Source organism: Methyloversatilis universalis EHg5, assembly GCF_000378945.1.
In the GTDB taxonomy this organism is placed as follows: domain Bacteria; phylum Pseudomonadota; class Gammaproteobacteria; order Burkholderiales; family Rhodocyclaceae; genus Methyloversatilis; species Methyloversatilis universalis_A.
Map to the genome: position 1 here is coordinate 479,032 of NZ_KB900539.1, position 12,562 is coordinate 491,593.

Here is a 12,562-nt window from a genome sequence, read left to right on the forward strand (position 1 = left end):
ATCGAGATGGAAGAACTCAACAACCTCATGCACGGGTTCAGCGTCGCGCTGACCCTGCCCAACCTCGGCTTCATGGTGCTCGGCATCACGCTGGGCATCCTGATCGGCGTGCTGCCGGGCCTGGGCGGTGCCAACGGCATCGCCATCCTGCTGCCGCTCACGTTCTCGATGGACCAGACGTCCGCCATCATCATGCTGTCCTGCATCTACTGGGGCGCGCTGTTCGGCGGGGCGATCACCTCCATCCTGTTCAACATTCCGGGTGAACCCTGGTCGGTGGCCACCACCTTCGACGGCTTCCCGATGGCCCAGCAGGGCAGGGCCGGCGCGGCGCTGACGGCCGCCTTCACGTCGTCCTTCGTCGGTGCCTTCTTTGCGGTGCTGCTGATCACCTTCCTCGCGCCGCTGGTGGCGAAGTTCGCGCTGAAATTCGGTGCGGCGGAAATGTTCGCGGTGCAGATGCTCACCTTCTGCTCCTTCGTCGGCATGAGCAAGGAACCTCCGGCCAAGACGCTGGCGGTGATGGCGCTCGGCTTCGCGATGGCGGCGGTGGGCATGGACACGGTGACCGGCACCTTGCGCATGACCTTCGGCTACCCGGAACTGCTGAAAGGCTTCGACTTCCTGATCGCGGTGATCGGCCTGTTCGGCATCGGCGAAATCCTGCTCACGATGGAAGAAGGTCTGGCCTTCAAGGGCAAGAGCGCAAAAATCCAGCTCAACGTCGTGCTGCAGACCTGGAAGGAACTGCTGCGCTACTGGCGGACTTCGCTGCGCTCGGTGCTGGTCGGCTGCTGGATGGGCGTCACCCCGGGCGGTGCGACGCCGGCGTCCTTCATGGCCTACGGTCTGGCTCGTCGCGGTGCAAAGGACAAGGACACCTTCGGCAAGGGCAATATCGAAGGCGTGGTGGCACCGGAAACCGCGGCGCACGCCGCCGGCACCTCAGCGCTGCTGCCGATGCTGACGCTGGGCATTCCGGGTTCGCCGACCGCCGCCGTGCTGCTGGGCGGTCTGCTGATCTGGGGCCTGCAGCCCGGTCCGCTGCTGTTCACCGAGAAACCGGACTTCGTCTGGGGCCTGATTGCCTCGATGTACCTCGGCAACATCGTGGGCCTGATCGTGGTGCTGACCACGGTGCCCTGGTGGGCCGCCATCCTGCGCATTCCGTTCTCGGTCATCGGCCCGGTCATCATCGTGATCTGCGCGATCGGCGCCTACACGGTGCACAGCTCGATCTTCGACGTGGTGATGATGCTGGTGTTCGGCGTGTTCGGTTACCTGTTCAAGAAGCTGCGCTACCCGCTTGCACCGCTGGTGCTGGCGCTGGTGCTCGGCGACATGGCCGAATCGAGCTTCCGCCAGTCCATGCTGCTGTCGCAGGGCAGTCTCGACATCTTCTGGGCCAACCCGCTGGTGGCCGGTCTGATGCTGCTGTCCTTCACCATGCTGCTGTGGCCCATCGTGCCGGCACTGAAGCACTACCTGCGCGGCCGCGGCTGATCGGAAACAGGGCCGCCCGCCGCACGACGGCCGGGCGGCACAGGCGGCGGGGCGCTCTGACCGGGCGCTCCGCCGCGCTACATCGAAGGAGATGAACGAATGAAGATTGCAGTCGTTGGCGCCGGCGCCATCGGTGGCTACCTCGCGGTGAAGCTGTCCCGCGCGGGCAATGACGTGACCTGCATCGCGCGTGGCCCCAATCTGGCGGCCATCCAGGCCAAGGGCATGTCGCTCATCCTGGAGGACGGCACGGTCGAAGACGCGCCGAACATCCGCGGTGTGCAGAAGATGAGTGATGCCGGCGTGCAGGACGTCATCCTGCTGACGCTGAAGGCGCATCAGGTGAAGGACGTGGCGGCCGACATGCGCGCGCTGTTCGGCCCGGACACCGTGGTGGTGACCATGCAGAACGGCATTCCCTGGTGGTATTTCCACAAGCTGGGCGGCGACTACGAAGGCACGCCGGTTACCTCGGTCGATCCGGACGGCATCGTCGCCGCCAACATCGAGGTCGAGCGTGTCATCGGCTCGGTGGTCTATCCGGCGTCCGAACTGGTCGAGCCGGGCGTGATCAAGCTGATCGAAGGCAACCGCTTCACGCTGGGCGAGCTGGACGGTTCGCGTTCGCCGCGCATCGAGGCGCTGTCGCAGGCCATGATCGCCGCCGGCTTCAAGTCGCCGGTGTCGAAGGACATCCGCTCCGAAATGTGGGTGAAGCTGTGGGGCAACCTGAGCTTCAACCCGATTTCGGCGCTGACCCACGCGACGCTGGAAGACATCTGCCGCTTTCCGCTGACCCGCGAACTGGCCGCCAACATGATGCGCGAGGCGCAGGCGGTCGGCGAGAAGCTGGGCGTCGAATTCAAGATCGGTCTGGACAAGCGCATCGCCGGTGCCGAGGCGGTGGGGGCGCACAAGACTTCGATGCTGCAGGACGTCGAAGCTGGCCGCCCGCTGGAGTTCGAGGCGCTGGTCGGTTCGGTGCGCGAACTGGGCCGCATCACCGGCATCGCGACGCCCAACATCGACGCCGTCTACGCGCTGGTGTCGCTGCTGGCGCGCTCGCTGGCGGACAAGAAGGGCAAGCTGTCCATCGCCGGCTGAACCTCGCCGACTGTGTGACACAGCGGGGCGCCTGCGGGCGCCCCGTTTGTTTTTGTGTTGAGATAGCGCCCCTTCGTCCTTTTTGCGGCGCACCACCATGTTCTTCCCAGACCTCGGATTCGTGCTCGCCTGCCTTGCGCTCGGGACGGTGGCGGGCTTTTTCGCCGGCATGCTGGGCATTGGCGGCGGCACGCTGCTGGTGCCGATACTGGTCATGCTGTTCGAGCAGATCCACGTCACGCCCGACCACATCCTGCATCTGGCGCTCGGCACCTCGATGGCGGCCATCGTGGGGTCGTCCATCATCAGCCTGCGCACCCACCACGCGCACGGTGCGGTGGACTGGCCGACGGTGCGCACGATGACGGCAGGCGTGCTGATCGGTACCGTCGCCGGCACCTATGTCGCGCGGCTGGTGTCGACCCAGACGCTGTCGCTGTTCTTCGCGGTGTTCGTCGTCTATGTGGCGCTGAACATGCTGATCGGCATCAAGCCCAAGCCTTCGCGCCAGCTGCCGGGCACCGGCGGGCTGATCGCTGCCGGCGGCGGCATCGGTCTGGTGTCCGCGCTGGTGGCGGTCGGCGGCGGCGCGATGACCGTGCCTTTCCTGACCTGGTGCAACCGCGACATGCGCAACGCCATCGGCACCTCGGCCGCGCTTGGTCTGCCGATCGCGCTCGGCGGTACCGCCGGCTACATCTGGAACGGTCTGCACGCCGACAATCTGCCGGCCCAGGCCATCGGCTATGTGCACCTGCCGGCGCTGGTGACCATTGTTGCGGCCAGCCTGCTCACCACGCCGATGGGTGCGCGCGCGGCGCACCGGGTGCCGGTGGCCACACTCAAGCGGGTGTTCTCCATCCTGCTGGTCGCGCTGGCGGCGCGCATGCTGTGGAAGCTCTGGGCGGCGGCGTGAGCGTGGTGCTCAGGGGGCCCGGTGTACCGCGGCACCCAGCCGGCTCACCGCCTGCTCCTGGTCGGCTGCGCGGGCGTCGGCACTCATCGCGGTAAAGCTCACGGTCAGTTCGCCCACCTTCAGCATGCCCTGACGCAGCCGGGTGTAAGGCTCGGGCGTGCTGCCCGCGGCGCCGTCGAAATAGAGGCCGCCAGGCAGTTCGCGCAGCGGTGCGCCGCCGGCGCCCACGGTTTCAGCGGTGCGCTGTACCCGGGCGCGGATTTCCGCCGGGCTGGAGGGCGGCTTGCGGTCGGCCGCCTTCCACACCGGCGTCAGCACCCATTGCGCCAGACCGTCGGGTGCGGCCAGGGTCACCGTGGGCGGCATGCGCGGATCGTGGCGGCGGATGTCCACCGTCCAGTCGTCCGGCACTGACAGTTCCAGCGCGCCGGCTTCGGCGCACGGCACGCTCAGTGCCCGGTCGCCCGCCTCGGCGCAGGTGCCGGCCACCATCATCGCCAGCCCGATCGCGAAAAGCCGCAACTGCATGGACACCTCCGTCAGAGCAGGAACAGGGTGGCCAGTCCGAGGAAGATGAAGAAGCCGCCGGAATCGGTCACCGCGGTGATGAGCACCGAAGAGCCCACCGCCGGATCTCGTCCATAGCGCGCCATCAGCATGGGCACCGATACACCGACAAAGGCGGCCAGCAGAAGGTTCAGCGTCATCGCACCGGTCATCACCATGCCGAGCGCCCACGAGTCGTACAGCCAGCAGGCGAGCAGGCCGAGCAGGCCACCCCACACGATGCCGTTGATCAGCGCCACGCCCATTTCCTTGCGGTACAGGCGGCGTGCGGCTTCAGGCTGCAGCTGGCCAAGCGCGATCGCGCGCACGATCATGGTGATGGTCTGGTTGCCGGAGTTGCCGCCGATGCCGGCCACGATGGGCATCAGCGCGGCCAGCGCCACCAGCTTTTCGATCGAGCCTTCGAAGGCGCCGATCACGCGCGAAGCGAAGAAGGCGGTGACCAGATTGATCGCCAGCCAGGCCCAGCGGTTGCGCACCGAATCCATGATCGGCGCGAAAATGTCCTCTTCCTCGCGCAGACCGGCCTGGGCCAGCAGCTCTTCTTCCGACTGTTCGCGGATGAAGTCCATCACCTCATTCACGGTGAGCCGGCCGATCAGCTGGTCGTGGTGGTCGATCACCGGCGCCGACACCAGATCGTAGCGCTCGAAGGCCTGGGCGGCGGATTCGGCGCTGTCATCGGCGTGCAGCACCAGCTGATGATCCTGCATCACGCTGGCCACCTCGACCTCGACGTCGTTCACCAGCAGCGTATTCAGCGACAGCGCGCCGCGCAGCTTGTCGTCGCGATCGACCACGAAGATCTGGTCGGTGTGGTCCGGCAGTTCGTCGAAGCGGCGCAGGTAGCGCAGCACCACTTCCAGCGTCACGTCCTCGCGGACGGTCACCATGTCGAAATCCATCAGCGCGCCGACCGAATCTTCCGGGTAGGACATCGCTGCGCGCAGCTGTTCGCGCTCCTCGTGATCGAGCGAGCTGAACACGTCCTGCATGACCTCGGTCGGCAGGTCGGGCGCGAGGTCGGCCAGTTCGTCCGCGTCGAGCTGTTCGACCGCGGCCACCAGCTCCTTCGGCTCCATCGCGTCGATCAGCGATTCGCGGACCGCGTCCGACACTTCGAGCAGGATTTCGCCGTCGCGCTCGGCGCGCACCAGATCCCACACCAGCAGACGGTCGTCCGGCGGCAGTGCTTCCAGGATGTAGGCGATGTCGGCCGGGTGCATCGCATCGAGCTTCTTGGTCAGCTCGTTGTGATGCTGTTTCGCGATCAGGTTCTCGACCAGCTCGTGGCGCGGCATTTCCTGGCGGTGCACCAGGCTTTCCACCCGCTTCTGACGGTCGAGCAGCGTCCTCACCTCTTGCAGGCGCTGTTGCATCGCGTCGGAGTGCAGGATTTCGTCGGCGTCGGCCACGTGTCGCGGATTCCGGGTCGGGCCAGCCGGGGTGGCGGGCGGGCAGCCGATTGTAGCCGTCAGACGTGACGGTCCCGAGGCTTTTTGCCGCGATGCGACAGTGCGAGACCGCTTTCAACGATAATCACGGGCCGAATTCCTGTTGCCCCGTTTCATGAACGTTCTTTTCGAAGAGGACGGCCACTTCCGCGCCGGTTCCGTGATGACTGACAGCGTGTCCTCGCTGCAGGTCGAACTGCCCAGTGGCAAGCGCTCCAAGGTGAAGGCGGCCCATGTGCTGCTGCGCTTCACCAGCCCCGAGCCGTCCGCGCTGCTGGCTGCCGCCGAAGCCCAGGCCGCCGAACTTGACGCCCCCTTCCTGTGGGAAGTGTGCGGAGACGACGAGTTCGCCTTCGAAGAACTGGCGCGTGAATACCATGGGGCCGCACCGACGGCGGTGCAGTCCACCGCCGTCCTGCTGGGCCTGCATGCCGCGCCGGTGTATTTCCACCGCAAGGGCCGCGGCCGTTTCCGCAAGGCGCCGCCGGACATTCTGAAAGCCGCATTGGCCGGCCTGGAAAAGAAACGGCTGCAGCAGGAACAGATCGAACACTGGAGCGCCGAACTGCAGGCTGGCCGCACGCCGCCCGAAATCGCGGCCTGCTCCGCGCAGATCCTGTACAAGCCGGACCGCAACCGCCTGGAAACCAAGGCGGTCGAGGCCGCCGCCGTGGCCGCCGGTCTGTCGGTGGTCGGCATCATGGCCCGGGCCGGGGCCTTCGCGTCCAGCCACGAATATCACCTCGGCCGCTTCCTGTTCGAGTACTTCCCGAAGGGCACCGATTTTCCGACCCACGAAGTGCCGCCGGTCGGCGAACTGCCGGATGCCGGCGTGCGTGCCTTTTCGATCGACGACGCCACCACCACCGAAATCGACGACGCCTTCTCGGTGCGCCCGAAAGAGGGCGGCGGCTGGCGCATCGGCATCCACATCGCCGCGCCGTCGCTGGCCATCCAGCCGGGCACGCCGCTGGCCGACATCGCCCGCGGGCGGCTGTCCACCGTCTACTTTCCCGGCCGCAAGATCACCATGCTGCCGGACGAAGCGGTCGAGGCCTACACGCTGGCCGAAGGCCGTGACTGCCCGGCGCTGTCGCTCTATCTCGACGTCGAGACCGATCTGCGCATCACCGCGAAGGAAACCCGCATCGACCGCGTGAACGTGGCCGCCAATCTGCGTCACCACGCGATCGAGCCGCTGTTCAACGATGACACGCTGGCCGCGGGCGACCTGCCCGCTTTCGAGTGGCGCGACGAACTGCTGCTGCTGTGGCGTCTGGCTGAAGTGCTCGAAGCCGGCCGCGGCAAGCCGTCCGCCAACAGCGGCCAGATGGATTTCAACTTCTACGTCGATTGGGCACAGAGCACCGAAGACGGCGAAGGCCGGGTGGACATCCTGCGCCGTGCCCGTGGCAGCCCGCTGGACAAGCTGGTGGCTGAGCTGATGATCGTCGCCAACAACACCTGGGGCGCGGATCTGCGCGACGCCGGCATTCCGGCGCTGTACCGCGCCCAGGGCGCCGGCAAGGTACGCATGACCACGGTCGCCGCGCCGCACGAAGGTCTGGGCGTGGATTGCTACGCATGGTCGACCTCGCCGCTGCGCCGCTACGTCGATCTGGTGAACCAGTGGCAGATGATCACGCTGTTGCGCGGCGAGCCGCCGGTGTTCCCGCCCAAGTCCGAGGCGCTGCTGTCGGCGCTGCGCGATTTCGAACTGGTGTACGCCGCCTACGCCGACTTCCAGCGCTCGATGGAGCGCTACTGGTGCCTGCGCTGGCTGCGCCAGCGCGCTGCCGATGGCGATGCGTCGCCGCTGTCGGCCATCGTGCTGCGCGAATCACTCATCCGTCTCGAGCAGATTCCGCTGGTGCTGCGCTGCCCCAGCCTGCCGGCGCGCGATCCGCGTTCGCGGGTCGAGGTCGAGGTGGAGCAGATCGACCTGCTGGGCAATGACGCCCGCGCCCGCTGGGTGGGCGATCTGGCTGCGCTGGCCGGTGCAGCCGCGGTGTCGGAAGAGGAACTGGCGGAAGAGATCGCCGAAGCCGAACTGCCGCCTGACACGCCGCCGGCCGAGGCGCCGCTGCCTGAAGTGACGCCCGCAGCGCCGGAAAGTGGTGAGGCGGACTGAAGATCGGACAGGCCTGAAATGAAAAAAGCCGGCGTGAGCCGGCTTTTTTCATGGTGCATGCCGAGCTCAGCGCGGCAGACGGCGACGAGCCACCATGGACACGATGCCCAGACCGGCCAGCAGCATGGCGTAGGTGTCGGCTTCCGGCACCGGTGCGGCGACGAAACCGATTTCAAGGCGTCCCTGGTCGGTACTGAACACCGCGGCGGTCGAGCTGGCACTCAGCGTGAGCGTCAGGTTGGACACCACCAGCGACGAGAAGCTGCCAAAAGACTGCGTGCCGCCCAGGTTGTAGTAGCCGGTGCGGATGGTCGGCAGGCTGAGCTGGGTGGTGCGGTTCAGCAGTTCGGAGAAGGCGGTGAGCGGGCTGCCGTTGATCGACACGGTGCCGCTGATCCAGGCGCCGGATTCGCCGGAACCGAACTCCGAGAAGGACAGATTGCCGATGAAGCCGGTCAGCGCGCCGCTCAGCGTGTAGCCCGGGTTGGCGACCACGGTGAAGCTGGGCAGCACGAATTCGGTGGTGGCGTCATTGACCACCAGCGAGTCCGGCAGCGTCCAGCCGAAGCCGACCGTGTTGCCACCGCCTCCGGAATTGAACGAAATGCCGCCGAGCACGGAGCTGTCGTCATAGGTGACCGAATATCCGCCGAAATCGACGGTCTGGAAGGCGGCTGAGGCCGGCAGGGCAAAGGCGCCCAGTACGGCGGCGAAGGCGAGAGCTTTCATCGAACATCCTCGTCGGAAATTGAAAACATCACGCTCTTGCAATAAGCATGCCGCAATCGGACGGTCGCGTGCCGTCTTGCTTTGCGGGCAGCGGCCGGCGGCAAGCCCGGGGGGCTGTCAAGAAAGCCGACAGCGTGGCGGGGCTGGGGGTCAGGGGCGTTGGGGCTCGGACGCGCTGTTCCGGGGCGGGGGGGCGACATCGCCGCGCCGACGGCCGGGTTGCGGCCGCCTGCGCCAGATGCGAAGGAAGGAGCGCACCTTCTGCCGCGGCGTCAGCGCGTCGTCGGATACCGCGTCCATGAATTCGGACAGCGCGCTCGATTTTTTCAGCGTGTAGAAGGTGAGCAGCAGCGTGGGCACCGCCACCGCCACCACTGCGCCGATCTTGCCGGCCAGCGTGGCCGGCGGGCCGTCGAAAATGTTCATGCCGAGGAAGCCGGTGACGATGGTGCCGACCAGACCGAAGATGGTCACCACGGTCAGGCGCAGCAGGGTTTCGTTCTGGCGGCGGCTGTCGTCCGCTTCCAGATAGTTGTCCATGTCCAGGATTTCCGCGCGCAGTTCGTTGTACAGCGCCTCGTTGCCGAGGTTGCGGCTCCACATGTCGAACAGATCCTTGGCCATCGACTGCTTCGACACCTCGCCGAACCAGTAGCGGTGGTTGAAGCGCAGGAAGATTTCCATCGTCGCGCGGATGCTGCGCTTGAAGCGGCGGCGTGAATCGACTTCGTCGGCGTCGAGCAGGCTCACCGCCACCACCAGCCGGTCCATCAGCATGAGCAGCGAAGCGCGGTGGAAGTGGGCGATCAGGCCGATCAGGAAATACTGGTGGCGGAACTCGGCCAGAAGGCCGTTCTGCGGGTCGGAATAGCCGGCCAGCCCGTGCTTGCCCACCATTACCATGTTCGGCCCGGTGCAGATGACCCGCGTGCTGGCGTTGTCGCTGCGCCGTTCCGGGCCCCAGAAACGGTCGTAGCAGGCGGTGCGCTCGAAATCCGACATCACCGCCTCGGAATACGGCAGCGGCCGGCCGTCGTCCGGCTGCGTGGCCTGGCCCAGCCGGACGAAATCCTCGCGCGTCAGCGCGAAGGGGTCGTCGAAGGCGAGGTAGGTCATCTTGGGCTGGCGGTGATATTCCAGCTGCCGGTAGCGGATGTCGCCCGGCGCTTCCGAGTGGTGCTGCACCATCGGATGGAGCAGATATTCCCAGTGCCGGCCGATGGCCGAGGCGCGGTGTTCCCACACATGGCGCAGATAGCGTTCGCGCTCGTTGTAGTCGGACTCGGCCAGCACCCGGCCTTCGCGGTCCAGCCACTGCACGCTGCGCATGCACTGAGCGGCCCGGCCGTCGTCGCTCCACTTCGCGGGAAAGGCGCGGCCGAAGCGGAACATCAGTTCCTGCACCCGGGTCAGCGGCAGATCGTCGGCATACACCTCGAGCGCCAGCAGCACCACGTCGACGTCATAGAAGAAGTAGAGGTCGAGGTGCTGCACCTTCAGATCCAGCTCGCTGCCGTCTTCGCAGCCCAGGCGCACGCGGTCGATGTCGTGCCGGCGGAACACCCGGATCGGCGATTCGCCATAGCCGCGCAGGCTGGAACTGGAGCGTCCCTGGCCGTACAGAAAGCGCTGCACGTGCGGCAGGAATGTGACGAACTCGCGGTAGTGGCGTTCGTGGAAGTCGGTGGGCGAGCCGGTGAATTCGTCGCGCTGCTCGCGCCACGGATTGTTCTCGGTAATGGCGGCCAGCGCCTCGGAGTGGCGCTGCACCTGTTCGCCTGAGCGCAGTGGCATCAGCCGCAGCGGCCACAGCAGGATCTGGCGGAAATGGCGGGCGACGGGCGACGGTGCGGTCATCGGCGGGCGGCGGCAGGCTGCGGGCGAACGGGATGCGCGAGTTTAGCGCAGCGGCCGGCGCTGTTCCGGCGGCACCGCGCGCCTGTCCTTCACCACGGTCAGCGGCAAGCCCATGCGTTCGACCCGGGCGATTTCCTGGCCGGCCAGCACTTCATCACAGGCCATGTGGGTGGTCGAAATGAAGAAATCGGCGCGCACCCAGTCCTTGGTCACCTGGTAGCGCGCGGCCGGCAGCCAGGCCTGGGCCTGCACCGACTCGGCGCACACCGCCACCTGCCACGGTTCGGCCGGAGCCGGTTCCGCATCGAGTCGGGCGCGCAGCAGGCCGGTCGCTTCGCGCACGCCGTCCGACCAGTAGTCGGTTTCCCAGCGGCCGGGCGCGCCGGCGAAGCCGCCGGCCAGCCGGTTGTAGTTCATGTAGTGGTAGGGGGCCAGGCGCGCCATGTCGATCAGCGGCAGCGCGACGCCCACCGCGCACAGCGCAGCGAAAAGCGCGGCCGGCAGCGGCCGGCCACGCAGCGCCCGTGCGGTAGCGACCAGACCGCCGGCGGCGATCAGCGCCAGCGGCGGCAGCAGGAAGGTGAAGTGGCGTACGCCGTTGTACAGCGCCGGGCGGGTGGCGATGGCCAGCAGCAGTGGCAGGCCGGCGGCCAGCAGCACCGGCAGCCAGTGCATCCAGCGGATGCGGCGGGCGCCGACAAGGCCGGCACCGACGGCGAGCAGCAGTCCGGCCAGCGTCAGTTCCGGCTGGCGCGCCGCGAGGTAGAGCGGCAGGTAGTGGCGCGGCACTTCGCCGATCTTCATCTGCACGCCGTCGAGCACGGTGAACAGTTCGAAGGTGAAGTGGGAGAAGGTGGTGAGCGCGCTGAACAGATTGCCTGGCGCCTGCACCGACCACGGCCAGAACACGCCCATCAGCACCACCGCCACCGGCACCGCCGGCAGCAGTGCGCGCAGCGAAGCGAAGAGGTGGGCCGCGCGCGCGCGCAGGTCGCCGGCGGACAGGGCGCTCGCCGCCAGCACGGTCAGCCCCAGCGTCATCACCGCGAACACCGCGCCTACCCGCAGCCCGAAGGCGCAGCCGATGGCCGCACCCAGCTGCAGCACCTGCGACAGCGGTGGCCGGGGCAGCGCGGGCACCAGGCGCACGATGCAGAAGGTGGCCCAGGCCATGCAGGCGGCGAACGGAATGTCCTTGGTATGAGTAAACAGCGCACCGCCCCAGGCGCCGGTCAGCATCAGCAGCACCACTGCGGTCAGCCCGTGTGTGGCGCCGCCGAGCAGACGGCCGGTGCGATGCACAGCGTACAGCCCGCCCAGGCCGAACAGCGCGGTCAGCAGGTGGCGCAGGTCCCACACATTCATCGCCGGCAGCAGGCGTTCGGCCAGCGCCGCGATCAGGTCGAACAGGCCGCCGTACAGGTAGAGGTTCTTGTACTGGAAGGCCGACAGGTCGGTCAGGCCGGAGGCGTAGTAGTCGAGCAGCAGGCGGCCATAGACGTGCTGCACCTCTTCGTCATTGCTCAGGCCGTGCTGGCCGAAGCCGTGCAGCACGTAGAGGACGAGGGCGATGGACAGCAGGGCGGGGGCGAAGCGGCGAAAAGCGGCTGGAATCACGGAGAGGGGGTGGAAGAAGTGAGCGTTCGCTCAACGCACGACCCCGCCCGGCGCTGACAGCCGCACAAAAGAAAACGCCCCGCGCGGGCGGGGCGTCGTGCGGACGGTGTCCGGAATCAGGCGCGGCGGCGGGCGATCAGGCCGAGCACGCCCAGACCGGCGGCGAACATGGCCCAGCCACCGGGTTCCGGCACCGGCATGGCCGGCGCGATCGGCGGCAGTGCGCTGCCGGTGTAGAGCACCGCGTGCGACAGGTTCTGCGCGATGCCGCGCACATTGGTCGCCACGCCGGCGGTGGTGTTGAAGCTCAGGCTGCTGACCGGTGAAGCGCTGTCGAAGAAGTAGTAGCTGTACTGGTTGGCCGCCTTCAGGCCGATCACGAAACGGCCGCTGACCGCGTTGTCGAAGCTCAGCGTGCCGCTGGTGGCGCCGTTCGGCGCAGCCGAGAACGGACCGTAGTTGCTGCTGTTGCTGGCACCCAGATAGCTCCAGGTACCGCCGAACAGGCTGGCCAGCGCGTCCAGTTCGGCCACCTTGCCATTCAGGTTGCCGGAGTAGGCGCCCGAGCAGCTGCTGGCAGCCACCGACGAGAAGGTGGTGGCACCGCACGATTCGGCGTGCGCGCCGTGCATGGCGAAGGTGGCGATCAGCGGCAGTGCGAGGCGGGCGAACAGCTTGGTCATT

At 67.3% G+C, this 12,562-nt stretch carries 10 protein-coding genes; 4 read left to right on the plus strand and 6 right to left on the minus strand.

What is annotated here, in order from left to right; all coding sequences use genetic code 11:
• Positions 1-6 precede the first annotated feature (6 nt).
• The 3 genes from METUNV2_RS0102175 to METUNV2_RS0102185 all read left to right on the plus strand — a co-directional run bounded on the left by METUNV2_RS0102175 (position 7) and on the right by METUNV2_RS0102185 (position 3,523).
• The gene (locus METUNV2_RS0102175; protein WP_018227879.1) at positions 7-1,503 is read left to right on the plus strand and encodes a tripartite tricarboxylate transporter permease; all 1,497 of its coding nucleotides are present in this window, start codon (positions 7-9) and stop codon (positions 1,501-1,503) included.
• A 99-nt stretch (positions 1,504-1,602) separates the two neighbouring features.
• Entirely contained in the window at positions 1,603-2,607 is a 1,005-nt protein-coding gene (locus tag METUNV2_RS0102180; RefSeq protein WP_018227880.1) for a 2-dehydropantoate 2-reductase, read from the plus strand.
• 97 nt (positions 2,608-2,704) lie between these two features.
• The gene (locus tag METUNV2_RS0102185) at positions 2,705-3,523 is read left to right on the plus strand and encodes a sulfite exporter TauE/SafE family protein (RefSeq protein ID WP_018227881.1); all 819 of its coding nucleotides are present in this window, start codon (positions 2,705-2,707) and stop codon (positions 3,521-3,523) included.
• A 9-nt stretch (positions 3,524-3,532) separates the two neighbouring features.
• Here METUNV2_RS0102185 and METUNV2_RS0102190 read toward each other — a convergent pair whose 3' ends face one another.
• Together METUNV2_RS0102190 and mgtE are read right to left on the minus strand one after the other, a co-directional pair.
• Entirely contained in the window at positions 3,533-4,051 is a 519-nt protein-coding gene (locus METUNV2_RS0102190; RefSeq protein WP_018227882.1) for a hypothetical protein, read from the minus strand.
• A gap of 11 nt (positions 4,052-4,062) precedes the next feature.
• Positions 4,063-5,505 (minus strand): magnesium transporter, encoded by a 1,443-nt coding sequence (gene mgtE / locus METUNV2_RS0102195; protein ID WP_018227883.1) that lies wholly within the window; start codon positions 5,503-5,505, stop codon positions 4,063-4,065.
• Positions 5,506-5,659: 154 nt separating this feature from the next.
• Here mgtE and METUNV2_RS0102200 point away from each other — a divergent pair, with 154 nt between their 5' ends.
• Complete coding sequence (locus METUNV2_RS0102200; protein ID WP_018227884.1) at positions 5,660-7,675, plus strand: ribonuclease catalytic domain-containing protein; 2,016 nt, start codon at positions 5,660-5,662, stop codon at positions 7,673-7,675.
• A gap of 66 nt (positions 7,676-7,741) precedes the next feature.
• Here the strand turns inward: METUNV2_RS0102200 and METUNV2_RS0102205 are convergent, their stop codons facing one another.
• The 4 genes from METUNV2_RS0102205 to METUNV2_RS0102220 all read right to left on the minus strand — a co-directional run bounded on the left by METUNV2_RS0102205 (position 7,742) and on the right by METUNV2_RS0102220 (position 12,561).
• Positions 7,742-8,404, minus strand: coding sequence for a PEP-CTERM sorting domain-containing protein (locus METUNV2_RS0102205; RefSeq protein ID WP_018227885.1), 663 nt, complete (start codon positions 8,402-8,404; stop codon positions 7,742-7,744).
• Between the two features lie 150 nt (positions 8,405-8,554).
• Positions 8,555-10,261: a CorA family divalent cation transporter gene (locus tag METUNV2_RS0102210; RefSeq protein ID WP_018227886.1), complete on the minus strand. Its 1,707-nt coding sequence runs from the start codon at positions 10,259-10,261 to the stop codon at positions 8,555-8,557.
• A 42-nt stretch (positions 10,262-10,303) separates the two neighbouring features.
• Positions 10,304-11,878, minus strand: coding sequence for a glycosyltransferase family 39 protein (locus tag METUNV2_RS0102215; RefSeq protein WP_018227887.1), 1,575 nt, complete (start codon positions 11,876-11,878; stop codon positions 10,304-10,306).
• 116 nt (positions 11,879-11,994) lie between these two features.
• A complete protein-coding gene (locus METUNV2_RS0102220; protein ID WP_018227888.1) occupies positions 11,995-12,561 on the minus strand; it encodes a PEP-CTERM sorting domain-containing protein in 567 nt (188 codons plus the stop codon).
• Between the last annotated feature and the right edge of the window lies 1 nt (position 12,562).